Source organism: Pseudomonas sp. MBLB4136, assembly GCF_051904765.1.
Taxonomy (GTDB): Bacteria; Pseudomonadota; Gammaproteobacteria; order Pseudomonadales; family Pseudomonadaceae; genus Aquipseudomonas.
This window is the reverse complement of sequence record NZ_CP196713.1, coordinates 1,513,480-1,538,282: the sequence shown is the minus strand read 5'-3', so window position 1 is coordinate 1,538,282 and position 24,803 is coordinate 1,513,480. Positions and strand designations below refer to the sequence as shown.

Sequence of the window (24,803 nt, the reverse complement as noted above, 5' to 3'; positions counted from 1 at the left end):
TGAAAAAACTTATCGTCGACAAACAAAAACCGGGGCACTAGGCCCCGGTTTTCTATCCGCCAACGCTTAGATGCGTTCGAATACGGTGGTGATGCCCTGGCCGAGGCCCACACACATGGTGGACACGCCCAAGGTACCACCGTTCTGCTTCATGACGTTCAGCAGGGTACCGGAGATACGCGCACCGGAACAACCGAACGGGTGCCCCAGGGCAATGGCGCCACCGTGCAGGTTGACCTTCTCTTCCATCTTGTCGAGCAGCTTGAGGTCCTTCAGCACCGGCAGGGCCTGGGCGGCGAAGGCTTCGTTGAGCTCGACGAAATCGATGTCGGCCATGCTCAGACCGGCGCGCTTGAGCGCCTTCTGGGTGGACGGCACCGGACCGTAACCCATGATCGCCGGATCGACACCGGCCACGGCCATGGCGCGAACCACGGCCATCGGCTGGATACCCAGGTCCTGGGCACGCTGCGCCGACATCACGATCATGCAGGAGGCACCGTCGGTGATCTGCGAGGACGTCCCCGCGGTCACGGTGCCGCCTTTCGGATTGAATGCCGGCTTGAGGCTCGCCAGGCTCTCCAAGGTGGTCTCCGGACGAATGGTTTCGTCGTAGTCGAACACCTTGAGGAAGCCGTTCTCGTCGTAGCCCTGCATCGGGATGATTTCATCCTTGAACTTGCCTTCGACGGTGGCCTTGTGTGCCAGGCGGTGCGAGCGCTCACCGAAGGCGTCCTGTTGCTCGCGGCCGATGCCGTGCATCTTGCCGAGCATTTCCGCGGTCAGGCCCATCATGCCCGACGCCTTGGCGGCGTACAGGGACAGGTGCGGGTTCGGGTCGACGCCGTGCATCATGCCGACGTGACCCATGTGCTCCACGCCGCCGACGACGAAGACGTCGCCGTTGCCGGTCTGGATCGCCTGCACGGCGGTGTGCAGGGCGCTCATGGACGAGCCGCACAGGCGGCTGACGGTCTGCCCGGCGCTGGTGTGCGGGATCTGAGTCATCAACGACGCCATGCGCGCGATGTTCCAGCCCTGCTCCAGGGTCTGGTTGACGCAGCCCCAGATCACGTCTTCCACTTCGGCCGGATCGACCTTGGTGTTGCGTGCCAGCAAGCCGCTGATGAGGTTGGCCGACATGGTCTCGGCGCGGGTGTTGCGGTGCATGCCACCCTTGGAACGCCCCATCGGGGTGCGACCGAAGTCGACAATGACTGCATCTCTCGGATTCAGGCTCATAAATTCACTCTCGCTCTAGTCTGTCCGCGATTAACCGAAGAACTTCTGGCCGTTGGCAGCCATTTCGCGAAGCTTGGCGGTCGGGTGGTACAGCGTGCCCAGATCGGCGTACTTGTCGGCCAGGGCTACGAACTCGGCAACACCGACGCTATCGATGTAGCGCAGCGCACCACCGCGGAAGGGCGGGAAGCCGATGCCGTAGATCAGGCCCATATCCGCTTCGGCGGCGGTATCGACGATGCCGTCTTCCAGGCAGCGAACGGTTTCCATGCACAGCGGGATCATCATGAAGTTGATGATGTCCTCATCGGTCACTTCACGCTGCTCGCGGACGATGGACTTGAGCAGCTCGTAAGCCTGCGGGTCGACGACCTTCTTCGGCTTGCCGCGCTTGTCGGTTTCGTAGACATAGAAGCCCTTGCCGTTCTTCTGGCCCAGGCGGTTGGCTTCGTACATCACGTCGACCGCGGTGCGTCCCTCGACCGCCATGCGATCCGGGAAGCCCTCGGCCATGACGTCACGGCCATGGTGGCCGGTGTCGATGCCGACCACGTCGGACAGGTAGGCCGGGCCCATGGGCCAGCCGAACTTCTCCATGACCTTGTCGATGCGCACGAAGTCGACACCCAGCTCGAGCAGCTTGGAGAAGCCGCCGAAGTACGGGAACAGCACACGGTTGACCAGGAAGCCCGGGCAGTCATTGACCACGACCGGCGTCTTGCCCATCTTCTTGGCGTAGGCGACGGTGGTGGCCACGGCCACTTCACTGGACTTCTCGCCACGGATGACTTCGACCAGCGGCATCATGTGCACCGGGTTGAAGAAGTGCATGCCGACGAAGTTTTCCGGACGCTTGAGCGCCTTGGCCAGCAGGCTGATGGAGATGGTCGAGGTGTTGGACGCGAGAATCGCACCCTCACCGACTGCTGCTTCCACTTCGGCCAGCACGGCCTGTTTGACCTTCGGGTTCTCAACCACGGCTTCGACGACGATATCGACGTTACCGAAGTCGCCATAGGACATGGTCGGACGGATGGCGTTGAGTGCCTCGGCCATCTTCGCCGGAGTCAGGCGACCCTTCTCGACGCGCTTGCCGAGCAGCTTGGAGGCCTCGTTCAGGCCCATCTGGATACCCTCTTCGCGGATATCCTTCATCAGGATCGGCGTGCCTTTGACCGCCGACTGGTAGGCGATGCCGCCGCCCATGATGCCGGCACCGAGCACGGCGGCCAGTTTCACGTCCTGGGCGATTTCATCATGGTGCTTGGCCTTCTTCTTCAGCTCCTGGTCATTCAGGAACAGACCGATCAGGCTCTCGGCGACCGAGGTCTTGGCCAGCTTGACGAAGCCGGCGGCCTCGACTTCCAGCGCCTTGTCACGGGTGAAGTTGGCGGCCTTCTGGATGGTCTTGATGGCCTCGACCGGCGCCGGGTAGTTCGGACCGGCCTGGCCGGCGACGAAACCCTTGGCGGTCTCGAAGCACATCATCTGCTCGATGGCATTGAGCTTGAGCTTCTCCAGCTTAGGCTGACGCTTGGCCTTGTAGTCCAGTTCGCCGGCGATGGCGCGCTTGACCAGGTCCAGGGCAGCGGCCTGAAGCTTGTCGGCACTGACCACGACATCGACGGCGCCCACTTTCAGGGCATCGGCGGCAGCGTTTTCCTTGCCGGCGGCGATCCACTCAACCGCGTTGTCGGTACCGATCAGGCGCGGCAGACGGACGGTACCGCCGAAGCCCGGATAGATGCCCAGCTTGACTTCCGGCAGACCCACCTTGGCACGCTCAGCCATTACGCGGTAATCAGCCGCCAGGCACATCTCGAAGCCACCGCCCAGGGCGATGCCATTGATCACCGCGACGGTCGGTACGCCGAGGTCTTCGAAGTCGCTGAAGATCTTGTTGGCTTCGAGGTTGCCAGCCACCAGCTCTTCGTCAGGCAACTTGAAGTTGTCGACGAACTCGGTGATATCGGCGCCGACGATGAATACGTCTTTGCCACTGGTGACAATCACGCCCTTGATCGACCCATCGGCCTTGATCGCATCAACCGACTGACGCAATTCGTTCAGGGTCAGACGGTTGAACTTGTTGACGGATTCACCCTTGAGGTCGAATTTCAGTTCGACGATGCCACTCTCAAGAGCCTTAACCGTGATGGCTTTACCTTCGTAAATCATCAACTGATCTCCACGGTATGGAAGCTGAACTGTACACATCGGAGCCAACCAGCGAGCTACCCCACGGCACATTTGCCGAGCATAACCCCAAGGAATCTGGCACACCCACCGACGCGATATTCGGACTGTAAAGGCGCTGCCCCTTCAGGCAAACACTCAATTCATACGCCCGTTTGATTTGGGTATGCACACCATCGTGGAAAAACCCTGGATTGTCAATCGGTGGCGCACACTGGGCTTTTCCGCGCAGCGGTGCACGCTCGCAGAGTGCCGCGGCAGGCTGCGCGCCACGCGACAGCAGGGCGATCATCGATATAGATTCACGTCCTTTTGCTCGGCTCAGCCCCGCAAGCGTGACCCAGCGCACGCCTAGCAAAATTAATTTGCTCCGGGTACAGTCGGCCCGATACGCCGCCTCCAGAACAGGCGTAACCACAACAAAAATAATAGGTACCCCGATTGAGGGGACACACGGAGCCCCTATGTCGAGCCGCCTGCTTGCCATTTCCCTGAGCGCCCTGCTCGCCACCAGCATTGCCCTGTTCAGCCCACCTGGCCACGCCACCGACGCCGCCCGCAGCCTGCTTGACCTGCATCAGCTGAGACTGGCCGCGCAGAAAACCCTGGGCGACTTCTACATGTACAACGGTATGGAAGGCGATCAGCGTTACGCGCGCATGATCGGCCAGTCGCTGAACGAGGCCAATACACGCCTCGAGGCGCTGAGCGATATGCCAGGCGAAGGTTCCAAGGCCTTGCGCGCGCAGCTCACCCAGCAATGGACCGACTACCAAGGCGACCTCGAACGACTGGTCGGCACGCTGAGGACACAGGGCTATACCGACCTGCAGCCGGTGGCCGACCTGGCCGCGGAGAATCGACAACTGATGGCCCTGTGCCTGGAGCTGTACAACAAGATTCAGCAGGAGAGCGGCCAGCAGGTCGCCGCCCTGACCCAGCAGAGCCGTGAGCAGAGCCTGCTGATGCAGGAGATTGCGGTGGATTACGCCTTGCGCAGCGCCTCGGTGGGAGCAACCTTCATGGGCGGTGGCGAAGTGCGTCCTATCGAGGAGATGGTCACTCAGTTCGCCGCGCAGCTGGCAGTGATGGAGCAGACCGCGCAGAACAGCACGCAGATCAAGCAGACCCTGAGCGGGATCAGCACCAAATGGCGCTATATCGAGCGCTCGCTGATGAACTACAACGAGAACAGCGTGCCCTTCCTAGTCAATAAATACTCAGACAGCATCATCGAGGGACTGGAGCGCGTCTCGGCCGAATACGCGGCCAGCCAGTCCTAGCTCGGGCAGCCCCCGGAGTGCCGCATTCGATCTTTCCGGCCTGCCTGGCCACTTTCCCAGCCCGGTGCTTGCGCCGGGCTTTTCTTTATCCGTCAGGCGCGCGCCTGCAGGAAGTCGAAGACTTTCTGCAGCGCATCGCCCTGCCCCCGCTCGCCCCAACACAGCGCGACCATCTGTGGCGTGGCCTCGGCCTTGAAGACATCTGCCGGCAACCTGGCGAGCTGCTCGGCCAGGGCCTCTTCAGCACAAGGCTCGCGCCACTGGTTCAGCCACTGCCCCGGCTCGGCCTGCCAGTAGCACCAACTGTCTCGCTGCCCGCGGCGGCGCCCCAGATGATACTGGGCACAGGCGCCCGGCGGCTCCGTCGCCAGCCAGTGCGGCCATTGCTGGCGCGACAACTGCATCGCCAGCCCCATCCGGCGCGCCTGCAGGCGCACATCCATCTGCCCGCGCTGAAGCCGCGATGGAATCAGCCAGGTCAGCGGACTCAGCACACAGGCGAGGAGCAACAACGCTATCCACAGGGACATAAGGTCTATCTCGCAGGCAAAAGCCTGTCATCCGTTTCCAATGCAGTCATACTTACTTTCATCGCCTGACCTCTAAGGAGTCACCCCATGCCCTACCAGCACATCCTGGTCGCCGTCGATCTGACCGAGGAATGCGACCCGGTCATGCAACGTGCACAGACGCTGGCCGCCAGCAGCCACGCCAAGCTGTCCGTGGTGCATGTCGTCGAACCCATGGCCATGGCCTTTGGCGGTGATGTGCCGATGGACCTGTCCATGCTGCAACAGCAGCAGTTCGACCAAGCACGTGAACGCCTGGACAGCTTCGCCGGCAAATACCCGAAGCTCGGCACCGACCAGCGCCACCTGGCCTACGGCCAGCCGCGCCAGGAGATCCATCGCCTGGCCGAAGAGCAAGGCTGCGACCTGATCATGGTCGGCAGCCATGGTCGTCACGGCTTGGCGCTCTTGCTGGGCTCCACCGCCAACGACGTACTGCATGGTGCCCCCTGCGACGTGCTCGCCGTGCGCCTGAAGAAGGCCGAATAAACGCAGCCGCAGGCGGATGACACCAGCCGCGTCATCCGCCCCTTACTCGAAACTGTCGCCGGCGCTCATCACCTGCGGGCGAATTTTCTGCAACTGGGTTTCCAGCGAATAGGTCATGCTCGAGGACATGGAGAAGAAGGTCAGGAAGGCCTTCAGATTCGAGTCGCCCTTGCAGGTGTCGTGAATTCGCTGCCAGAACGCCTGATTGACCAGCTGCAACTGCTGGAACATGCGCACCAGCCCCTTGAGCTCCCAGTCGGCATGACGGCCCTCACGGAAGTTGAAGTACTGTCGCGCCAGGTACAGCGAGAAGGCGCGCAGGATGAACTCCTGGTTACTGGCAAATGGCAGGTGGTTCTGCGCCATCGGCCGCAGCTTGCCCAGCACCGGACAGGCACTGGTTGCCATGATCACCCCGAGCAGCGCCCGCAGGCCTTCCTCCAGACCCGCGTGCTTGGTGTACTCGCGCTCTGGCGTGCGCACCCAGACCGTGGCTTTCTTGAAGGCCGGCAGGCCCTGAAAATCCTCGATCACCCGGTACAGGTCCACTGCCGCCGGGCAATGGCTGAAAGTCTCGCGACTCAGCGGACAGTTGCTGCACTGCTGATGCCCCAGGCGCGTCCAGCCCGGCGCGGCCTGGGCCTGCTCGGGTTCATAGGCGCGCTCCAGCTCGATGCGATAGCTGAACTCGTGATTGTCGTCGAGAGTGATCCGGTACTCGATGGCCATGCCTTGCTCCGCCAGACTTCTAAAGGTTCTGTTTGAGGGATTTCGGTCGCATTGTCGACGTTTTTAGCCTTCCAGTTCGGCCCATCGCTCCAAAACCTGATCCAGTTCATCTTGCAACGCCTGCAACTGAGCCAGGGCCGCGGCGGTTTCCTCCGCCGGCTTCTGGTAGAAGGCCGGATCGCCCACACGCTCCTGCAACGTGGCGATCTGCATCTCCAGCGCATCGATCTGCCCGGGAATCGCCTCCAGCTCACGCTGTAGCTTGTAGCTGAGCTTCTTCTTCGCGGCCACCGGCGCGTCTGGCTCCGCCGCGGCCGGCGCAGGCGCGACCACCGCCGAGGCCAGCTCGGCCTTGCCAGCCTTGCTCTCGCCCACCCCGAGCAGGCGCGCCGAACCGCCCTGGCGCAGCCAGTCCTGATAGCCGCCGACGTACTCGCGCACGCGCCCTTCGCCTTCGAACACCAGGGTGCTGGTTACCACGTTGTCGAGGAAGGCCCGATCGTGACTGACCATCAGCACGGTGCCCGGGAAAGTCAGCAGCACCTCTTCCAGCAGTTCCAGGGTCTCCACATCGAGGTCGTTGGTCGGTTCGTCCAGCACCAGCAGGTTGGCCGGCTTGCTGAACAGCTTGGCCAGCAGCAGACGCGCCCGCTCGCCGCCGGAAAGCGCCTTGACCGGCGTCCGCGCGCGCTGCGGGCTGAACAGGAAGTCGCCCAGGTAGCTCAACACATGGCGATTCTGGCCATCGATGGTAATGAAGTCGCGGCCTTCGGCGACGTTGTCGATCACCGTCTTTTCCGGTTCCAGCTGATGACGTAGCTGATCGAAATAGGCCACCTCCAGGCGGGTACCGACCTCGATCTTGCCTGCAGTGGGCTGCAGGTCGCCCAGCAGCAACTTCAGCAGCGTGGTCTTGCCGGTGCCGTTGGCGCCCAGCAGACCGATACGGTCGGAGCGCTGCAGGACCATGGAGAAATCATCGATCAGCTTGGGCCCGTCCGGATGGGCGAAGCTGACGTGCTCGACCACCATCACCTGCTTGCCGGACTTTTCCGCGACATCCAGCTGGATATTCGCCTTGCCCTGACGCTCACGCCGCTCGCTGCGCTCGGCGCGCATCGCCTTGAGCGCCCGCACCCGACCCTCGTTGCGGGTGCGCCGCGCCTTGATGCCCTGACGAATCCACACCTCTTCCTGGGCCAGGCGCTTGTCGAACAGCGCGTTGGCGGTTTCCTCGGCGGCCAATTGCTGCTCCTTGTGCACCAGGAAGCTGGCGTAGTCGCCGTTCCAGTCGATCAGGCCGCCGCGATCCAGCTCGAGGATGCGCGTGGCCAGGTTCTGCAGGAAGGCACGGTCGTGGGTGATGAACAGCACTGCGCCGTTGAAACCGAGCAGCGCCTCCTCCAGCCAGGCGATGGCACCGATGTCCAGGTGGTTGGTCGGCTCGTCCAGCAGCAGCAGGTCCGGCTCGGATACCAGCGCCTGGGCCAAGAGCACGCGGCGGCGCCAGCCACCGGACAGCTCGGCCAGGGTCTTGTCGGCCGGCAGCTGCAGGCGGCTCAGGGTGCTCTCGACCAGCTGCTGCAAGCGCCAGCCATCACGCGCCTCGAGGTCCTGCTGGACGTGCATCAGCTTGTCCAGGTCGGCGTCGCTGCGGATGTTCTGGCTCAGATGGTGGTACTCGGCAAGCAAGGCGCCGACGCCGTCGAGGCCTTCGGCGACCACATCGAATACGCTGCGCTCGTCGGCACGCGGCAGCTCTTGCGGCAACTCGCCGATCTTCAGCCCCGGCGCGCGCCAGATCTCGCCGTCATCGGCATGCTGATCGCCCTTGACCAGACGCAGCAGGCTGGACTTGCCGGTACCGTTACGGCCAATGATGCACACCCGCTCACCACGGCCGATCTGCCAGGACACCTTGTCCAGCAGCGGCATGGCGCCATAGGCCAAGGAAACATCGGTGAACTTGAGCAGGGTCATGGCACGCCTCGACGATACGACTGGTGCTGTACGGGCGGCTATGCATCCGGAAGCGCCACGACCGCAGGTCGACTTATGCGTCAATTCCAGACTTTTGCGCCCATTATCAGCACAAAACTGACTTGTCGAAGCGTTGGACTCCGACAAAAACTGGGCGCGCATTCTAACCGAGATACACCCGAGGGTTGCGGGCAATTTCGATTCGCCCGCCAGTCGGCGGTCGCCCTTTCTTCGCCACCGAGCAAAAGGCTAAGCTAACGGCGTTCAGCGTCGACATTACCGGCGCCCACCCACATAGCCATCCCGGAAGTGTCATGCGCGGTCGCCTGCTTCTCTTGCTGTCCTGTTTCAGCCTCTCCGTCGCCACACTCGCCTCGGCCCAAGCCGCCAGCCTGGAGCAGCAGCGCCAGTACTACGACGAGGCCAAGCGCGCACTGGCCAAGGGCAACAGCGAGCCCTATCGACGCTACGCCAGCGCCCTGCGCGACTACCCACTGGAGCCCTACCTGGCCTACGACGAGCTGACCGCCCGGCTGAAATCGGCCAGCAACCAGGAGATCGAGAAATTCCTCATCGAGCACGGCGACCTGCCCCAGGCCAGCTGGATGAAGCTGCGCTGGCTGCGCTGGCTGGCCGAACGCGGCGAATGGCAGACCTTCATCAAGCACTACGACCCAACGCTTAACTTCACCGAACTGGACTGCCTCTACGGCCAGTACCAACTCGGCCACGGCCTGACCGAGGCCGGCTATGCCACCGCGGAACAGCTCTGGCTGGTCGGCAAATCCCAGCCCGAAGCCTGTGACCGCCTGTTCGCCCGCTGGGAGGCCGCCGGCCAGCTCACCGAAAAGAAGCGCTGGCAGCGGGCCAAGCTCGCCGCCGAAGCGCGCAACTATGGCCTGGCCAAGTACCTGAGCAAGTCCTTGCCGAAGCTGGCCAAGCACGGTGAGTTGCTGGTCGAGGTGGCGCAGAAGCCACAGCTGCTCAGCCAGTCAGGCCGTTTCGCACCAGCCGACTGGGCCATGGCCGACGTGGTCGGCCTGGGCCTGCGCCGCCTGGCTCGCCAGGACCCGGAGAAGGCGCTGAGCCTGCTCGACGGCTACGCCCAGCGCATGCACTTCTCCAACGAGGAAAAGGTGGCGATAGCTAGGGAGATCGGCCTGACCCTGGCGAAGCGCTTCGACGCTCGCGCCCTCGAGGTGATGGCCAAATACGACCCGCAGCTGCGCGACAATACCGTCAGCGAGTGGCGCGCTCGCCTGCTGTTGCGCCTGGGCCGCTGGAGCGACGCGCACCAGCTGACCCGGCAGATGCCCGCCGACCTGGCACAGACCAGCCGCTGGCGCTACTGGCAGGCGCGCAGCCTGCAGCTGGCCCAACCCAACAACAAAGAGCCCCTGGCGCTCTATCAGGGACTGGCCAAGGAGCGCGACTTCTACGGCTTCATGGCCGCCGATCAGGTCAAGGCGCCCTACCACCTGAACAACAAGCCCCTGGCCCTCGACAGCAAAACCCTGGAAAGAGTGCGCAACGCCGCCGGCATCCGTCGCGCCCTGGAATTCCACGCCCGCGGCCAGATCGTCGACGGCCGCCGCGAGTGGTACCACGTCAGCCGCCTGTTCAGCCGTGAAGAGCTGGTCGCCCAGGCACGCCTGGCCTACGACCGGGGCTGGTACTTCCCGGCCATCCGCACCATCAGCCAGGCGCAGTACTGGGACGACCTCGAAGTGCGCTTCCCCATGGCCCACCGCGCCGAAATGACCGGCGAGGCGAAGAAGCGCGGCCTGCACTCCAGCTGGGTGTTCGCCATCACCCGCCAGGAAAGCGCGTTCATGGCCGATGCCCGATCACCGGTCGGCGCCATGGGGCTGATGCAGTTGATGCCGGCCACGGCCAAGGAAACCGCCAAGCGCTTCGGCATTCCGCTGTCTTCGCCCCAGCTGGCCTACCGCCCGGAGGTCAATATCCAGCTCGGCGCCGCCTACCTGAGCCAGATCTACGGTCAGTTCAAGGGCAACCGGGTGCTCGCCTCCGCCGCCTACAATGCCGGCCCGGGGCGCGTTCGCCAGTGGCTGCGCGGCGCCGACCACCTGGCCTACGACGTGTGGATCGAGAACATCCCCTTCGACGAAACCCGCCAATACGTGCAGAACGTGCTGTCGTACTCGGTGATCTACGGTGAGAAGCTCAACGCACCGCAGCCGCTGATCGGCTGGCACGAGCGCTACTTCGACGATCAATAAGCGGCAGCTCCGGGGCTGGCGCGCGCCCCAGACCTACTCGAGGACCTCGATCGGCATGCCCAGCGTCAGCGCGCCGCTGCCGCCGGCAATCAGGTTCTGGCCGAAATACACCTCTCCATCGCGCTCGCGATAGCGCTGCAAGGTGGCCAGCGGCTCGCGATCGGCGCTGCGCTCGCCGCTGCGCGGGTCGAGGGTGGTCATGATGCAACGCGAGCAGGCCTTGACCACGCGAAACTCCAGGCTGCCTATGCGAATGCGTTTCCAGTCGTCTTCGGCATAGGGCGCCGCGCCCTCGACCACCAGGTTGGGTCGAAAGCGCAGCATCTCCAGCGCACGACCCACCCGCGCGGACAGGTCATCCAGCGAACCCTGACCGATCAACAACAGCGGGAAACCATCGGCGAACGCCACCTTGTCGCCGACCTCGGCATAGGCGGCATCGACCTGCCGAGCACGCGCTTCGGGAATCTGCACCAGGCGGCAGGCGCGCCCCAGCAGCCGACTCAGCCAGCGCGCCGCGGCGTCGCCGGCATCCGGCACCTGCAGGCTGTCGCGCCAGATGGTCACGCCCCGCAGTTCGGCCTGCTTACCGGGCAATGCAACCAGCAGGTCGGCCATCCCCGGCGCGCTGAGCAGCAAGTGCGCCTGGCCCTGCCAGCGGGCATTCAGCTGAGTCATCTGCGGCAGCAAGCGCTGGGTCAGGAAGCGTCCGCCGGCCGCATCGACTACCATCCAGCGACGATCCCCCAGAATCCCCAGGGCATCCACTCGAGCCTCAAGCAGGGACTCGGCAATCGCCGACTTGAGCGGATAACGGTACAACCCAGTGAGACGTAGCATGAGCCAGCTTTCCCTTCGGCAAAACGCCCTTATACGAGCATGCCGGCGCACCTACAAGCCCGCGGCCTGCCTGGCAGCGCTGGTTCAGCTCGCCGCCTGCAGCGCCGGCACGCCGGCCCAGCTCGGCGCAGGCGATGGCCGCCTGGCGCCCTGCCCCGATTCGCCCAACTGTGTCAGCAGCCAGGCGCCCGAGGGGCAGTGGCGAGTCGAGCCCCTGCCCCTGCGGGGTAACCCGAGACAGACTCAGGAACGCCTGGTCACACTGCTCGATCAGGAGCCGCGGGCACGCCTGGTGGAACAGCGCGACGGCTACCTGCGCGCCGAGTTCCGCAGCCGCTTGCTGCGTTTCATCGACGACGTGGAGTTCCTGGTCGGCGAGCAGAAGGTCGATGTGCGCTCGGCGTCTCGCCTCGGCCATACCGATTTCGGCGTCAACCGGCAACGCGTCGAACGGCTGCGCCAAGGCCTCGAGCGACAGCCCTAGGCGTCCGGCTGGTCACGCAGCAGGCGCTCGCGGATCACCTCGACCAACTTGTCCGGCTGGAACTTGGAGAGAAAGTTGTCGCAGCCGACCTTCTTCACCATGGCCTCGTTGAAGCTGCCGGACAGCGAGGTGTGCAGCACCACATACAGATCCTTCAGGCGCGAATCCTTTCTGATCTCCGTGGTCAAGCGATAGCCGTCCATCTCCGGCATCTCCGCATCGGTGAATACCATCAGCAGTTTGTCGCTCAGCACCTGCCCGGCATCCGCCCACTGCTGAAGCAGGCGCAGCCCCTTCAGGCCGTCGGTCGCCACGTGCATCTTCATCCCGAGTTGCGACAGGGTATCGCGCAGCTGAGCCACCGCCACACTGGAATCATCCACCAGCAGCACCTCGCGGCCGCGGGCCCGCGCCAGTAACGGATCGCTCAGGCGCTCGCTGGATATCTTCGCGCTGTAGGGGACGATTTCGGCGAGCACCTTCTCGACATCGATGATCTCCACCAGCTGCTCCTCGACCTTGGTGATGGCCGTCAGGTAGTGCTGGCGCCCGGCGCCGCCGGGGGGCGGCAGGATGGCTTCCCAGTTCAGGTTGATGATGCGGTCGACCCCACCCACCAGAAACGCCTGCACCGAGCGGTTGTATTCGGTGACGATGATGGTGCTGCGCTCATCCGGGAGCAGCGGGCGCATGCCGATGGCTTGCGACAAGTCGATCACCGGCAAGGTCTGGCCACGCAAACTGATCACACCACAGACGCAGCGGTGACGATGCGGCATCAGCGTCAACCTGGGCATCTGCAGGACTTCCTGCACCTTGAACACGTTGATCGCGAACATCTGCCGACCCGACAGCCGGAACATCAGGATTTCCAGGCGATTCTCACCCACCAGCTGGGTGCGTTGATCGACCGTGTCGAGAATGCCGGCCATTGCGTACTCCTAAGATTTGTCGAGCGAGGCTACTGCTGGGGTATCGGCCGGACAAGGCGCAACTGAAGCCACCTCAGGTGCATCGCCCCCTACCGGGTCCTGCCGAGTTCAGCCAGGCTCCCCGGACAGTGCCCGGAATCGCCAGCGAGTCACCGCTCGGATACAGGGCTGTCGCCGCCGCCCTGCGGCTGAGGCTGAGGCTGGCGCACTGGCAGCCAGACGGTGAACGTAGAGCCCTGGCCCAGCTCGCTTGCGACCTCCAGCCGGCCGTGGTGCTTGTCAACGATGCTGTAGGAAACGGACAGGCCAAGCCCGGTGCCCTGGCCCACCGGCTTGGTGGTAAAGAACGGCTCGAACAGCCGACTGACATGCTGCGGTGCGATGCCGACGCCGTTGTCGCGCACCCGCACGAAGGCCCAGTCGTCCTGGCATCCAGTCTCCAGCCAGATGGTGCCCTGCTTCTCGATGGCGTGGGCGGCATTGACGATCAGGTTCATGAACACCTGATTGAGCTGGGAGCCGAGACACTCGATCATCGGCAACTCGCCATAGGACTTGATCACTTCGGCCTTGAACTTGATCTCGTTCCAGATCACATTGAGCGTACTGTCGAGCCCCTTGTGCAGGTCGGCGGGTTGCCAGTCCCCCGAATCGATATGGGAGAAATCACGCAGGTCCTGCACGATCTGCTTGACCCGTTCCAGGCCTTGGCGCGATTCCTTCACCAGATCCGCCATGTCCTCGCGCACGAACTCGTAGTCGAGCTTGCGGTTGATCTCCTCCAGCACCGCGCGGAAAGCGGCATCCTGTTGCTGGGCCGCCTGCTGATAGGCGTCGATCAGAGCGAACAGGTCACCGACATAGCCCTGCAGGCTGCTGAAGTTGGAATACACATAGCCGACCGGGTTGTTGATCTCATGCGCGACGCCGGCTGCCAGCTGACCGATGGCGGCCATCTTCTCCGACTGCAGCAACTGCGCCTGGGTATCTTCGAGCTTGCGAATCAGCCGAGCCTGCTCGTCCTTCTCCGCCTGCAGCAACTGATTGAGGCGCTCCAATTGCAGATGCTGGGTGGCGGTTTCGGTAGCGTCGGCAATCGTCAGGCAGACGAACTTGACGCTGCCCTCGGCATCCAGCACCGGGGAAAAGGTGCAGTTCTGGTACATCGCCTCGGCCTGGCCGGTGATCGGCCGGCTGCCGGAGAAGCTGAACAGGTAGGGGCGCTGCTGCCAGGAGGTGAATGCCAGGTTCTGCAAGGCGAATACGGCATCGACCTTCTTCTGCAACCACAGCCGCGGCAACTCGGGACAGACGTCGAACAGCAACTGGCCAACCACATCGGCGCCGTCCTGGCCACTGTTCAGCACCATGAAGTCGTTCCAGAACACCACCCGGCAATCACTGTCGAGCAATAACACGCCGAGGTTGATGTTCTGCAGCACTGCCCGCAGATCCGACTGCTGCAATTCCTCAGTCACGATGCTCATCACAAATTCGTTCCTGCTTGCCTTCAGATGTCGCTGAGCAGCTGGTCGATCAGCCCGATGACGGTGTCTACCGAGTCCTCGGTGATGCACACCAGCAAATCGCAATAGAAGCTGTGAGTTGCGACCTCGAAGTGAATCTCAAGCACCAATGCCTGGTGATCCTGGAACTCCTGGCTACCCAGGACCTCCTGCAGTGAGCGACCGCGGGAGAACAGCGAAGGCGAGCCGTAGCTGACCTTCATCTCAACCTGCTGCGCCAGTCCATTGATACAGGCACCGGTGAGGATATTGGTGACGTCCAGTACCAGCTCATCTCGAACAGCGCCCTTGTCGCCGGCTTCATAGCCCATCAGGCCGGCCAGCTGGTCGGCGCCATTCTCGCCGAAACACACGATCACTTCGCCACGCAGGCGGCCGAGAAAGGACTGGCGGGTAATGATCACCGGCTGGCTGGCGAGCATCAGCTGCTCCAGCAATGCCGAATTGGCCACGCCGACCGGATGAATCCGCGGCACGGACAAGGTGACGAAGGTCTCGGTCAGGCGCGCCAGGCGGTCGGCGCCCTGCCCCATCGCCACGTTCATCAGCTCCTGCAAGGCATCGCGCTGATCTTCGCTCAGACCTGTCAATCGACTGTTCATCTAGATCAACCCTATCTGGCGCAGCGCCACCTGCATGGCTTCGGGCGTGATCGGCTTCTTGACGAAGGCCGCCGCGCCGAGCTCACGCACACGCTGCTGGGCCTGCGGCTGAATATCCGCGCTGATGACAATGACCACCGCGTTAGCGTCTTCGCACTTGAGCTGCTCGAGGGTGTGGAAGCCGTCCATGACCGGCATCGTCAGATCGAGGAAGATCACCTCCGCGTGCCCGGCATGGTAGGCGTCCAGCGCCTCCTGACCGTTGGCGGCCTGGGTCACCTCCGCCTTCAACTCGTCAGGCAATGCCTTCATCACCAGTTTTCTCGACATGGCCGAGTCGTCGACTATCAGTACTTTCAAGCGGGCCTTCCTTTCGATCTCTTTTTATTGTTGCTGGCGTTCTAAGCGCGTTGCTTTTGATCGTACGCAGCTTTGCGCATCACCTTCCCGTACTACCTTAGTCGAGCCGCCCTCGTTCGCCACGCCAGCTCGTGCCGGGCAGGCCTAGGTTTGCCCGGCGGCACACTTCCGTGTACTGCAGGATAGATGGGCGACCGCCGGCAGGGCATTGCTGGCCCGCGGCGCCTGCGCGAGGGGCCTGGACGACTAGGCCGGATAACCGGTAATGGCACGGATGCGAAGGTACAACGGCCTGAGCTGCTTGTACATCTGCAGGTAAACCTCCAGATAAAGACGCTCATAGAGGCGACGAGCCGACGGATCGGGCTGGAAAACCCGCCCCACCCGGGTCATCGCCTGGATCGCCGTGGGAAAGTCGGGATACAGGCCGAGCCCCACCGCGCAATCGATGGCCGCTCCCAGCCCGGAGGTCTCGTAGGTGTGCGGCCGCTCGGCCGGCAGCCCGAAGATATCGGCCGTCAGCTGCATCGCCGCATCGCTCTGCGAGCCGCCCCCGGACACACGCAGGCGGGTGATCTTGCTCCCCGAGCGGCTTTCGATGCGCTCCTTGCCCTGGCGCAGGGCGTAGGCCAGCCCCTCGAGGATGGCACGATAGAGGTGCGCCCGGGTGTGCACATCGCCGAAGCCGATGATCGAGCCCTTGGCCTCCAGCCCCGGCTCGCGTATGCCCGGCGACCAGTAGGGCTGCAGCATCAGCCCCATGGAGCCGGGCGGCACCGAGTTGACCAGCTCGTCGAACAGCACCTCGGGCTCCACGCCCGCCGCCCCGGCCCGCTGCAGTTCATGCAGGCCGAACTCCCGCTTGAACCAGCTGACCATCCAGAAGCCGCGGTAGATCATCACCTCGGTGTTGAAGTGGCCGGGAATCGCCGAGGGATAGGGCGGAATCAGCGGTGTGGTTTCCAGGTACTCGCGCCGGGTGGTGTTGATGGTCGCAGTGGTGCCATAGGACAGGCAGGCGATATGCGGCTCGACCCCGCCGGCACCGAGGACCTCGCAGGCCTTGTCGGCGCCGGCGGCGATCAGCGGCAAGCCCTCGGGAATTCCGGTATGGCGGCTGGCTTCGGCGCTGATGTGGCCCAACTGCTGGCCCGGTTCGTAGAGCTCCGGCAATTGCTCGCGGCGCACCGGCATCGCCTGCCATTTCCAGTCGCTGGGCGCGGCCCAGCGCAGGTGCTTGTAGTCGAACGGCAGGTAGGCAACGCAGCAGGCCAGCGAATCGACGAAACGACCGCAGAGCCGGTGGCTGAGAAAACCGGACAGCAGCAGTACCTTGTGGGTCCTGGCCCAGATCTCTGGCTGCTGCTGGGCGATCCAGTTGACCTCGGCCTGGGCGCGAAAGTGCGCCACCGCGTCCTCGGCCCGGGCCAGCTTGAGCAGCCAGCCCCACAGTCCCTTGATCCGGCCCCGCACCTCGGCGCGGCGCTGGTCGAGCCAGAGGATGGCCGGGCGCAGGGGCTGCCCGGCCTCGTCGACATTGATCAGGGTGCCACGCTGGGTGGTCAGCGCCACGCCCCTGATCCGACTGCGGTCGATGTCCACCTGCTGCCACAGGCGCTGGCAGGCCTCCCCCAGGCTGGCCCAGTAGTACTCCGGGTCCTGCTCGGCCCAGCCCGGCTCCGTCGAATAGTAGGCCTGCAGTTCCACCTTGCCCTTGCCGACCAGGTTGCCCTGCAGGTCGAACAGCAGGGCACGCACGCTCTGGGTGCCGTTATCGATGGCCAGCAGGTAGCTTTGCTCGCTCAAGGTGCAGTCCCCAGGTTATGGGTTGATGATCGGAGCCGGCGCCGCAATCGGCTCCGGCAGGCTATAACAGGCACGCCAGAGCGCCAGGTAGTCGCGCTCCTCCTGCCCCCAGCGGGCGTCATCCCAGCCAAGGCGCGCCTGGCACAGCTGGCGGATACGCGGCAGCTGCGCGCCGGCGCCGCCCGGCAGCAACAGCCCGATGCGCGTGCGGCGCAGCAGCAGATCGTCGAGATGCAGCACCAGCTCGCCTTGCGCCGCCCAGGCCAGCTCGGCCCAGAGGGTCTGGGTACCGGGCAGGCACTCGCAGCCGACTTCCGCCAGCACCTCCAGCAAGCCCGGCAGCTCGCGACCGTAGCGGCCACTCAGGCGTCTCTGCAGCGCCGGACTCAACTGCGCCAGCGCCGGCGCGACGCAGGGCCCGAACAGCGCGCCATCGTCTTCCACCAGGGGCCGGCCGACGAAGTCGGCACAGGCGCGCAGCACCTCCAGGGCCAGCAGGCGGAAGGTGGTGAGCTTGCCGCCGGCCAGGGTCACGCAGCCGGGCTCGACCCAGAGCACATGTTCGCGCGTCTCGTCGGAGGGCCTGCGGCCGGACTCGCCGTCGCCGACCACCGGCCGCACCCCGGCCCAGGTGGACAACACATCGGCGCCGGTGATGCGTGCCGCGGGAAACTGCTGGGCGCAGGCGGCCAGCAGGTAGTCCAGTTCCTCGCCACTGATCCGCGCCTCCTGATCCAGCGACTGGCGATGATCCAGGTCGGTGGTGCCGACCACGGTGGCGCCCTCCCAGGGGAAGACGAACACCGGCCGGCGATCCGCTGCGTGCATGAAGCTGAAGGCATGGGCCACCGGCAAACGCCAGGCCGGCAGCAGCAGGTGACTGCCGCGCAGCGGGCGCACGTGCTCCTGCCCGCGCGGGCTGCGCAGGCGTTCGGCCCAGGCGCCGGTGGCCAGGGCCACGGCGCGGCCATGAAAGTCGAAGCGCCGGCCGGTTTCCCGATCCTCGGCACGCAGGCCGACCACCCGCCCCTGCTCGCGCAGCAACTCGATCACCCGCACGCCATTGAGCGCCTCACCGCCTTCGCCGCGCGCCTCACCGAGCACGCGCATGACCAGGCGGGCATCGTCGGTCACCGCATCGAAGAAACGCGTGCCTCCGAGCAGACCCGCTTCCTTGAGGCCCGGCGCCAGATAGCGCAACTGCTGCAACGGGTAATACAGGTGGTTGCGCTTGCCGGCCATCGCGTCGTAGAGCGCCAGCAACCCGCCAAACAGCCTGGGGCCCGGGAACTCGCCGCGATAATGGGCCATCAGGAAACTCAGTGGCTCGACCAGCCCGGGCGCCTCGCGCAGCAGGCGCTGACGCTCGCGCACCGAATCGCGGGTCAACGCGAGCTGGCCCTTGGCGATGTAGCGCAAGCCGCCGTGGACCATCTTCGACGAGCGGCTGGAAGTGCCCCAGGCGAAGTCGCGCTGCTCCAGCAGCAGGCACGTCCAGCCGCGCCGCGCCGCCTCATGGAGGATGCCGGCGCCGCAGATGCCGCCGCCGACCACAATCAGATCCCAGTCACGGGCCGCCAACTCGGGCAACGCGCGCTCGCGCCAGGCGGCATTCCAGGCTGGCATGGTCATTCCTCGAGCAGCACGCCGGGCGCCAGGCGGCGCTCCGGGTCGAAGTGGGCGGACAGCGCCTGCAGCGCCGCCATGCCCAGTTCGCCCTTCTCGGCGGCCAGGTAGGGCGCGTGGTCGCGGCCGACACCATGCTGGTGGCTGATGGTGCCGCGGTTCTCGACGATGGTCTGGCTGGCGGCCTGCTTGAGTCGCTGCCAGCGGGCCATGGCCTGCTCGTAGCTGGCGCCGGGGCGGAACACATAGGTGGTATAGATGCTCGAGCCCTCGCCGTAGACGTGGGACAGGTGGGTGAACACGTGCACCCGTTCGCCCTCCTCGACCAGGCCGTCGCGCAGGCTGGCTTCGACCTTGTTCAGCAGGGTGTCGACGTTGCTCCAGTCGGTGGCGGTTTCCAGGGTGTCCACCGCGTAGCCTGCGCCCCACAGGCCGTGGCGCAGGTAGGGGAAGCGGAAGCGGTTCTGCGCCCACTTCCGCCCCAGCAGGGTGCCGGTGAAGACCCCGCCGAAGCCCTTCAACAGCTTCTTCGCCTGCTTCAACGAGGCGGCGTTCTGCGCGCGACTGCCGGTCACGCCAAAGGTCAGCATGCACTTGCCCTCGCCGGCACCGCGCAGGGCCAGGTACTTCTCCAGCCAGGCGATCTGCCGCGGATGGCCGGCCAGGGCCAGTTGGGTGCGAGTCTCGATAGCGTTGGACAAGCGCAGCATGGACAGCGGCACGCGCGCCTGGGTGAGGGTGCGGATGGCCGCCAGGGCCCGCGGCCAGTCGGGCATGAACACCGCGTAGAACCGCTCCTGCTCGGCCAGGCGACTGATGCGCACCTTGACCTCGGAGATGATGCCGAAACGCCCCTCCGAGCCCATGACCATCTCCCGCAGGTCGGGGCCGGCGGCCGAGGCGGGAAAACAGGGGATTTCCAGGGTGCCGGCGAAGGTCTCGAGACGACCGCCGGCGAACAATTGCTCGATGCGCCCGTAGCGCAGCGACTGCTGGCCACTTGAACGGCTAGCCACCCAGCCGCCGAGGGTCGACAACTCCCAGGATTGGGGAAAGTGACCGAGGGTGTAGCCGCGGGCGCGCAACTGACTCTCGACCTGGGGGCCGTTGGCGCCGGGACCGAAGGTGGCGATCAGGCTTTCCTCGTCTATTTCCAGCAGGCGGTTCATGCGCTCCAGCGACAGGGTCAGCACCGGCCTGGCGCTGGCCTGCGGGTTGATATGACCGGCCACCGAGGTGCCGCCGCCATAGGGAATCAGCAACGCATCCTGCTGGCGGGCCCAGGCCAACAGCTCGCGAACCTGCTCGGCGCTTTCCGGGTAGGCGACGCCATCGGGGAACACGCCGAACGCGCCGGAACGCATCGCCAGCCAGTCCGGCAGGCTCTGGCCACGGGCGTGGCGCAGGCGCTCCTCGGGGTCCAGGCTGATCAGCGGATGCGCCGGCAGGCGGCTGGCCGGCACCTGGGCCAGCACCTGCTCGAGGCTGGCATCGGCGAGCCTCTGACCCGGCCCCACCAACTCGCCAAGAAAGTCCTGGCCATGGGCCGGCAGCTCCACCTCGGTCGTTTCCTCGCCCCAGCCGTTCCAACGTCGCATGCGCCTCTCCCGTGGATGTTCCGATCAGTATGGTTGGCTGCCTATACTAGCCAGCCGCCGCCCGGGGTCACTGTCGAATCGGGACAGTACCTATCGCCAATCGAGACAGTCGGAAGCACAAGCGCCATGGAAAACCTCGGCTACACCTCGGTCCCCGCCCTGCTCAAGTACCTGCGCTATGCCGAACACCTTGAGCTGGACACCGAACCGGCGCTGGCGGCGGTGGGCCTGTGCGCCGAGCAGCTGCGCGATAACGGCAAGCGCCTGCCGGGGGAAACCCATGAACGCTTGCTGGCACAGCTGCTGCAACTGTCGGGCGACCCACTGTTCGGCCTGCGCTCGGCGCGCTTCGTGCAACCCGGTTCCTGGAGCGTGCTCGGCTATATCGCCATGAACTGCGCCACCCTCGGCGAAGCCATGGGCCGCATCGTGCCCTACGAGAAGCTGGTGGGTGACATGGGCGTGAGTCGCCTCGAGGCGGCGCAGGATCACGTGCGCCTGATCTGGAGCTGCCGCCACCAGAGCCCGGAGATCCGCCGGCACATGGTGGAGAACGTGCTGGCCTCCTGGCTGTTGTACGCACGCTGGATCGCCGATGCCGATCACTCGCCGCACGAGGTCTGGTTCGAGCATGCCCTGCCGGCCGCCGCCCCCCTGGCCGAATACCAGGCGCTGTTCGGCTGCCCGGTGCGCTTTGCCCAACCGTGCAACGCGCTGGTGGTGCCGCGGCAGTACCTCGATGTGCCCCTGCGCCAGGCTGACGCCAACCTGCTGCGCACCCTGGAGGAACACGCGCTGACCCTGATGGCCGGGCTGGACGATGACGAACCGCTGCCGCAGCGGGTCAAGAGTGCCCTGCGCCTGCTGCTCAAGGACGGCCTGCCGCGCAAGGAGCGGGTAGCGGAAAAGTTCCACATGACGGTCCGTACCCTGCAGCGCCATCTGCAACTGGCCGGCACCAGCTACCAGCAGATACTCGACCAGCTGCGCCAGGAGCTGGCCGAGCACTACCTGCTGCGCAGCGACCTGGCGATCCAGGATATCGCCAGCTACCTGGGCTTCACCGAGTCACGCTCCTTCCATCGCAGCTTCAAGAGCTGGACCGGGCAGACGCCAGGGGAATTCCGCGAAAGCCGGCGCACGGACACCTAGCTCCCGGGCTAGCCGAGAATCTCGCTCAGCGGAATGAAGCGCAGGCTGTCGCCCTCGGCCAGCGTGGTCCCTTCCAGCACTTCGGCGATGCCTTCGGCCCAGGCGGCGCTGCGCAGCACCCCCGAGCTCTGGTTCGGATAAGGCACCACCCGGCCGCCTTCCAGGCGTGCGCGCAGGTACTCGCGGCGCTTGCCCGGCTTGCTCCAGGCGAAACCGGCCGGCATGGCGAAACCCAGCGGCTCGACTCGCCGCACGCCGAGACGACGCAACAGATAGGGCCGCGCCAACAGACCGAAGGTGACCAGGGTGGACGCCGGATTGCCGGGAAGGCCAAGCACCGGGACGCCGCGAAAGCGCCCGAAGGTGAGCGGCTTGCCCGGCTTGATCGCCAGTTTCCACAGGGTCAGTTCGCCCTCCTCGCGCAGGGCCACGCCGAGGAAATCCGCCTCGCCCACCGACACCCCGCCGGTGGACAGGATCAGGTCGACGGCGTTCAGCGCGGCCAGGGCCTCGCGAGTCTGCTGCAGGTCATCGGCGAGGATGCCGCCATCCACCACCGCACAGCCCAGGCGTTGCAGCCAGGCGATCAACAACCGGCGATTGCTGTTGTAGATCTGCCCCGGCCCCAGCGGCAAACCCGGCTCGACCAGTTCATCGCCGGTGGAGACAACCGCCACCCGCGGGCGGCGCAGGACTTCCAGCTCGGCCACGCCGAGGGAGGCCGCCAGGCCCAGCTCGATCGGCCCCAGGCGCGTACCGGCCGGCAGCACGTGGTCACCGACCCGGGTCTCCTGGCCCTGCGGACGGACGTTCTGAGCGAGCCTCAGCGGCTCACAAAAGCGCACCCGGCCATCGCCTTCGACCTCGACATTCTCCTGCATCTCCACGGTATCGGCGCCGGCCGGCAGCGGCGCGCCGGTGAAGATGCGCGCACAGCTGCCCGGCTGCAGCGGCCCCGGCGCATTGCCGGCCTGAATACGCTGACTGACCGGCAGCGGCTCGCCGTTCCAGTCGGCCAAACGCAGGGCGTATCCGTCCATGGCGCTGTTGGCCCAGGGAGGCAGGTCCAATCCGGCGATCAGCGGCGCGGCCAGCACCCGGCCATCCGCCTCGGCCAGGGCGACGCGCTCGACTTCAGTGATCGGCGCCGCCTCGGCCAGCGCCATCAACTTGGCCAGTGCCTCCTCGACCGGCAACAGGCCGGGCTTTTCGCTGGACATCATCCACGGCTCTCGCAGGCATCCGCCTGCTTCAGGTGAGCGACGAAGTTGCACGGACGGTGGCGCGCATCCAGCTGCTCGGCGAGGATGCCGTCCCAGGCGGTGCGGCAGGCATTGGTCGAGCCCGGCAGGCAGCACACCAGGGTGCGATTGGCCATGCCGGCCAGGGCGCGGGACTGCATCGTGGAGGTACCGATGTCGGCCACAGAAATCTGCCGGAACAGCTCGCCGAAGCCATCCACCTGCTTGTCCAGCAGGCAGCTGACCGCCTCCGGGGTACTGTCCCGGCCGGTGAAGCCGGTACCACCGGTGATCAGCACCACCTGCACGTCGTCGGCGGCGATCCAGGTGGCGACCTGGGCGCGGATCTTGTACAGATCGTCCTTCAGCAACTGGCGCGCGGCCAGCCGATGGCCGGCCTCCTGCAGGCGGTCGACGAACAGTTGACCGGAGGTATCGGTGTCCAGATTGCGCGTATCGCTGACGGTCAGCACGGCGATATTCAGCGGCACGAATACCGCCTCGGCCTTGTGATTCATGGCAGGTTTCCAGTTATCGGGGATAATGCCGGAAGTTATATCACAGGCCCGTCCCAGGAGGCTTCGCCATGCCCGCCGTTACTGCCCTGCCGCCCTGTTCCGTGCTGCTGCTCGCCGGGGGCCGTGGACATCGCATGGGCGGGCGCGACAAGGGCCTGCTCGAGTGGCAGGGTCGCCCGCTGATCGCCTGGCTGCACGACCTGGTTAGACCGCTGACCGACGACCTGATCATCTCCTGCAACCGCAACGCCGGGCGCTACGCCCAGTTCGCGGATCATCTGGTGCAGGACGAGCAGCAGGACTTTCAGGGCCCCCTGGCCGGCATTCGCGCCGGCCTCAAGGTGGCCCGGCATGCGCATCTACTGGTTCTGCCCTGCGACGCCCCGCGCCTCGACCAGGCCCTGCTCGAGGCCTTGCTGAGCAAGGCCGGCGAGCATCCGGTGATCGTCCGCCAGGGTGATTACTGGGAACCGTTGTTCTGCCTGATCCCGACCCGCCTGAGCGCCTCGCTGGAGCACGCCTGGCAGGCCGGCGAGCGCAGTCCCCAGCGCTGGCTGCGCGAGCACGCCCCGGTGGCGGTCGACTGCCCACTCGTGGACCCGCGCCTGGCCAATCTCAATACGCCGGACATGCTCGTGCACAGTGTCGGTTGATCGCGCCGACGATCCTGCAGCAAGGAACCTTGGCGACATTCTTTCGTCTGAGGCTGGGTAGCCATTTCATCCAAGGAGCACACCCATGAGTCGACGGACCTTCCCGGCAATCCTACTGGCCCTGGGCCTGGCAACGCTGGCCGGATGCACCTCGCCCTCGGTGATCACCCTGAACGATGGCCGCGAACTGCAGACTCGGGACCAGCCACACTACGATGCGGCATCGGGCTTCTACGAATTCGAGCAACTCGACGGCACGCGCGCCAAAGTGAACAAGGACCAGGTCAGCACCATCCACGAGTTCTGAGCAGTCGCTGCGCTCGGCCGACTGGTCCCGGGCCGACGCCTGACGGGACAAAAGCACCGATCCTTTCGTCTCGTCCGGCAAAAAAATTTAGCCTAACCCCTTGTGCAGCAAATGTTTTTCAGTACAATTTCGCCCTATCGGAGTGTAGCGCAGCTTGGTAGCGCGTCTCGTTCGGGACGAGAAGGTCGCAGGTTCGAATCCTGTCTCTCCGACCAAATCCCAGTTTCTAGCAGTCTCAAGCTGTCTACGAAACACCCCAAGAAGCCCGCCCTGTGCGGGCTTTCTTGTTTCTGCAGCCTGCTCATCCCGCCGCCCTTGTCCGGAAGAGTTCGAACCCGGGCTGTGAAACGAGTAGTCGGAAGAGCAAAGGGGCGCCGGCCGCTGACTGATGCCCCTCGGTCGAGCTTATTCGGCCCGCCCATGCCCC

The 24,803-nt window shown here is 65.1% G+C and carries 22 protein-coding genes and 1 tRNA gene; 8 read left to right on the top strand and 15 right to left on the bottom strand.

Translation table 11 applies throughout. The annotated features are described in order from the left end of the window. Positions 1–66 precede the first annotated feature (66 nt). Positions 67–1,242, bottom strand: a complete 1,176-nt coding sequence (gene fadA, locus ACSX1D_RS07010) for an acetyl-CoA C-acyltransferase FadA (protein WP_208709226.1) — start codon at positions 1,240–1,242, stop codon at positions 67–69. 30 nt (positions 1,243–1,272) lie between these two features. Continuing rightward, a complete protein-coding gene (fadB, locus tag ACSX1D_RS07005) occupies positions 1,273–3,420 on the bottom strand; it encodes a fatty acid oxidation complex subunit alpha FadB (protein WP_439861571.1) in 2,148 nt (715 codons plus the stop codon). A gap of 482 nt (positions 3,421–3,902) precedes the next feature. On the opposite strand from fadB, the gene ACSX1D_RS07000 reads away from it, so the two are divergent. Next, positions 3,903–4,721 (top strand): hypothetical protein, encoded by an 819-nt coding sequence (locus tag ACSX1D_RS07000; protein WP_439861570.1) that lies wholly within the window; start codon positions 3,903–3,905, stop codon positions 4,719–4,721. A 92-nt stretch (positions 4,722–4,813) separates the two neighbouring features. On the opposite strand, the gene ACSX1D_RS06995 is transcribed toward ACSX1D_RS07000, so the two are convergent. After that, positions 4,814–5,251, bottom strand: coding sequence for a hypothetical protein (locus ACSX1D_RS06995; protein WP_439861569.1), 438 nt, complete (start codon positions 5,249–5,251; stop codon positions 4,814–4,816). An 87-nt stretch (positions 5,252–5,338) separates the two neighbouring features. Between ACSX1D_RS06995 and ACSX1D_RS06990 the strand changes: the two genes are divergently transcribed. Next, positions 5,339–5,779 carry a universal stress protein gene (locus ACSX1D_RS06990; protein WP_439861568.1) on the top strand — a complete coding sequence of 147 codons (441 nt, stop codon included), beginning with the start codon at positions 5,339–5,341 and terminating at the stop codon, positions 5,777–5,779. A 42-nt stretch (positions 5,780–5,821) separates the two neighbouring features. Here ACSX1D_RS06990 and ACSX1D_RS06985 read toward each other — a convergent pair whose 3' ends face one another. Together ACSX1D_RS06985 and ACSX1D_RS06980 are read right to left on the bottom strand one after the other, a co-directional pair. Beyond that, the gene (locus ACSX1D_RS06985; RefSeq protein WP_439861567.1) at positions 5,822–6,508 is read right to left on the bottom strand and encodes a DUF6901 family protein; all 687 of its coding nucleotides are present in this window, start codon (positions 6,506–6,508) and stop codon (positions 5,822–5,824) included. A 63-nt stretch (positions 6,509–6,571) separates the two neighbouring features. After that, on the bottom strand, positions 6,572–8,488 hold the full coding sequence (locus tag ACSX1D_RS06980) for an ATP-binding cassette domain-containing protein (RefSeq protein ID WP_439861566.1): 1,917 nt from the start codon (positions 8,486–8,488) through the stop codon (positions 6,572–6,574). A 314-nt stretch (positions 8,489–8,802) separates the two neighbouring features. Here ACSX1D_RS06980 and ACSX1D_RS06975 point away from each other — a divergent pair, with 314 nt between their 5' ends. Continuing rightward, positions 8,803–10,731, top strand: coding sequence for a transglycosylase SLT domain-containing protein (locus tag ACSX1D_RS06975; protein ID WP_439861565.1), 1,929 nt, complete (start codon positions 8,803–8,805; stop codon positions 10,729–10,731). Positions 10,732–10,764: 33 nt separating this feature from the next. On the opposite strand, the gene ACSX1D_RS06970 is transcribed toward ACSX1D_RS06975, so the two are convergent. Beyond that, positions 10,765–11,571 (bottom strand): MOSC domain-containing protein, encoded by an 807-nt coding sequence (locus ACSX1D_RS06970; RefSeq protein WP_439861564.1) that lies wholly within the window; start codon positions 11,569–11,571, stop codon positions 10,765–10,767. Here ACSX1D_RS06970 and ACSX1D_RS06965 point away from each other — a divergent pair. Beyond that, positions 11,570–12,055: a DUF1499 domain-containing protein gene (locus tag ACSX1D_RS06965; protein WP_439861563.1), complete on the top strand. Its 486-nt coding sequence runs from the start codon at positions 11,570–11,572 to the stop codon at positions 12,053–12,055. The genes ACSX1D_RS06970 and ACSX1D_RS06965 overlap by 2 nt on opposite strands. Here ACSX1D_RS06965 and ACSX1D_RS06960 read toward each other — a convergent pair. The 7 genes from ACSX1D_RS06960 to ACSX1D_RS06930 all read right to left on the bottom strand — a co-directional run bounded on the left by ACSX1D_RS06960 (position 12,052) and on the right by ACSX1D_RS06930 (position 20,505). After that, on the bottom strand, positions 12,052–12,987 hold the full coding sequence (locus ACSX1D_RS06960; protein WP_439861562.1) for a chemotaxis protein CheV: 936 nt from the start codon (positions 12,985–12,987) through the stop codon (positions 12,052–12,054). The genes ACSX1D_RS06965 and ACSX1D_RS06960 overlap by 4 nt on opposite strands. Positions 12,988–13,136: 149 nt before the next feature. Then, on the bottom strand, positions 13,137–14,474 hold the full coding sequence (locus ACSX1D_RS06955; RefSeq protein ID WP_439861561.1) for an ATP-binding protein: 1,338 nt from the start codon (positions 14,472–14,474) through the stop codon (positions 13,137–13,139). 23 nt (positions 14,475–14,497) lie between these two features. Further along, entirely contained in the window at positions 14,498–15,115 is a 618-nt protein-coding gene (locus ACSX1D_RS06950) for a hypothetical protein (RefSeq protein ID WP_439861560.1), read from the bottom strand. After that, on the bottom strand, positions 15,116–15,475 hold the full coding sequence (locus ACSX1D_RS06945; RefSeq protein WP_439861559.1) for a response regulator: 360 nt from the start codon (positions 15,473–15,475) through the stop codon (positions 15,116–15,118). A gap of 246 nt (positions 15,476–15,721) precedes the next feature. Beyond that, positions 15,722–17,281, bottom strand: coding sequence for an FGGY-family carbohydrate kinase (locus tag ACSX1D_RS06940; protein WP_439861558.1), 1,560 nt, complete (start codon positions 17,279–17,281; stop codon positions 15,722–15,724). A gap of 15 nt (positions 17,282–17,296) precedes the next feature. Beyond that, entirely contained in the window at positions 17,297–18,907 is a 1,611-nt protein-coding gene (locus ACSX1D_RS06935; protein ID WP_439861557.1) for a glycerol-3-phosphate dehydrogenase/oxidase, read from the bottom strand. A 2-nt stretch (positions 18,908–18,909) separates the two neighbouring features. Then, positions 18,910–20,505: an FAD-binding oxidoreductase gene (locus tag ACSX1D_RS06930; protein ID WP_439861556.1), complete on the bottom strand. Its 1,596-nt coding sequence runs from the start codon at positions 20,503–20,505 to the stop codon at positions 18,910–18,912. Positions 20,506–20,631: 126 nt separating this feature from the next. Between ACSX1D_RS06930 and gliR the strand changes: the two genes are divergently transcribed. Next, complete coding sequence (gene gliR, locus ACSX1D_RS06925; protein WP_439861555.1) at positions 20,632–21,657, top strand: AraC family transcriptional regulator GliR; 1,026 nt, start codon at positions 20,632–20,634, stop codon at positions 21,655–21,657. Positions 21,658–21,665: 8 nt separating this feature from the next. Here gliR and ACSX1D_RS06920 read toward each other — a convergent pair whose 3' ends face one another. Both ACSX1D_RS06920 and moaB read right to left on the bottom strand, forming a co-directional pair. Continuing rightward, positions 21,666–22,880 carry a molybdopterin molybdotransferase MoeA gene (locus ACSX1D_RS06920; protein ID WP_439861554.1) on the bottom strand — a complete coding sequence of 405 codons (1,215 nt, stop codon included), beginning with the start codon at positions 22,878–22,880 and terminating at the stop codon, positions 21,666–21,668. Then, positions 22,877–23,416 (bottom strand): molybdenum cofactor biosynthesis protein B, encoded by a 540-nt coding sequence (gene moaB, locus ACSX1D_RS06915; protein WP_439861553.1) that lies wholly within the window; start codon positions 23,414–23,416, stop codon positions 22,877–22,879. The genes ACSX1D_RS06920 and moaB overlap by 4 nt, the downstream gene beginning before the upstream one ends. Before the next feature lie 68 nt (positions 23,417–23,484). On the opposite strand from moaB, the gene mobA reads away from it, so the two are divergent. The 3 genes from mobA (at position 23,485) to ACSX1D_RS06900 (ending at position 24,591) form a co-directional block, all read left to right on the top strand. Next, positions 23,485–24,069, top strand: a complete 585-nt coding sequence (mobA, locus tag ACSX1D_RS06910; protein ID WP_439861552.1) for a molybdenum cofactor guanylyltransferase MobA — start codon at positions 23,485–23,487, stop codon at positions 24,067–24,069. Between the two features lie 85 nt (positions 24,070–24,154). Further along, positions 24,155–24,376 (top strand): YgdI/YgdR family lipoprotein, encoded by a 222-nt coding sequence (locus ACSX1D_RS06905; RefSeq protein WP_439861551.1) that lies wholly within the window; start codon positions 24,155–24,157, stop codon positions 24,374–24,376. A gap of 138 nt (positions 24,377–24,514) precedes the next feature. Then, positions 24,515–24,591 (top strand) — tRNA-Pro (locus ACSX1D_RS06900). The last annotated feature ends 212 nt before the right edge of the window (positions 24,592–24,803 follow it).

Coding starts and splice junctions, on each gene's coding strand:
- fadA (WP_208709226.1), bottom strand. CDS start 1,242: ATGAGCCTGAATCCGAGAGATGCAGTCATTGTCGACTTCGGTCGCACC.
- fadB (WP_439861571.1), bottom strand. CDS start 3,420: ATGATTTACGAAGGTAAAGCCATCACGGTTAAGGCTCTTGAGAGTGGC.
- ACSX1D_RS07000 (WP_439861570.1), top strand. CDS start 3,903: ATGTCGAGCCGCCTGCTTGCCATTTCCCTGAGCGCCCTGCTCGCCACC.
- ACSX1D_RS06995 (WP_439861569.1), bottom strand. CDS start 5,251: ATGTCCCTGTGGATAGCGTTGTTGCTCCTCGCCTGTGTGCTGAGTCCG.
- ACSX1D_RS06990 (WP_439861568.1), top strand. CDS start 5,339: ATGCCCTACCAGCACATCCTGGTCGCCGTCGATCTGACCGAGGAATGC.
- ACSX1D_RS06985 (WP_439861567.1), bottom strand. CDS start 6,508: ATGGCCATCGAGTACCGGATCACTCTCGACGACAATCACGAGTTCAGC.
- ACSX1D_RS06980 (WP_439861566.1), bottom strand. CDS start 8,488: ATGACCCTGCTCAAGTTCACCGATGTTTCCTTGGCCTATGGCGCCATG.
- ACSX1D_RS06975 (WP_439861565.1), top strand. CDS start 8,803: ATGCGCGGTCGCCTGCTTCTCTTGCTGTCCTGTTTCAGCCTCTCCGTC.
- ACSX1D_RS06965 (WP_439861563.1), top strand. CDS start 11,570: ATGAGCCAGCTTTCCCTTCGGCAAAACGCCCTTATACGAGCATGCCGG.
- ACSX1D_RS06970 (WP_439861564.1), bottom strand. CDS start 11,571: ATGCTACGTCTCACTGGGTTGTACCGTTATCCGCTCAAGTCGGCGATT.
- ACSX1D_RS06960 (WP_439861562.1), bottom strand. CDS start 12,987: ATGGCCGGCATTCTCGACACGGTCGATCAACGCACCCAGCTGGTGGGT.
- ACSX1D_RS06955 (WP_439861561.1), bottom strand. CDS start 14,474: ATGAGCATCGTGACTGAGGAATTGCAGCAGTCGGATCTGCGGGCAGTG.
- ACSX1D_RS06950 (WP_439861560.1), bottom strand. CDS start 15,115: ATGAACAGTCGATTGACAGGTCTGAGCGAAGATCAGCGCGATGCCTTG.
- ACSX1D_RS06935 (WP_439861557.1), bottom strand. CDS start 18,907: ATGCCAGCCTGGAATGCCGCCTGGCGCGAGCGCGCGTTGCCCGAGTTG.
- ACSX1D_RS06930 (WP_439861556.1), bottom strand. CDS start 20,505: ATGCGACGTTGGAACGGCTGGGGCGAGGAAACGACCGAGGTGGAGCTG.
- gliR (WP_439861555.1), top strand. CDS start 20,632: ATGGAAAACCTCGGCTACACCTCGGTCCCCGCCCTGCTCAAGTACCTG.
- ACSX1D_RS06920 (WP_439861554.1), bottom strand. CDS start 22,880: ATGATGTCCAGCGAAAAGCCCGGCCTGTTGCCGGTCGAGGAGGCACTG.
- moaB (WP_439861553.1), bottom strand. CDS start 23,416: ATGAATCACAAGGCCGAGGCGGTATTCGTGCCGCTGAATATCGCCGTG.
- mobA (WP_439861552.1), top strand. CDS start 23,485: ATGCCCGCCGTTACTGCCCTGCCGCCCTGTTCCGTGCTGCTGCTCGCC.
- ACSX1D_RS06905 (WP_439861551.1), top strand. CDS start 24,155: ATGAGTCGACGGACCTTCCCGGCAATCCTACTGGCCCTGGGCCTGGCA.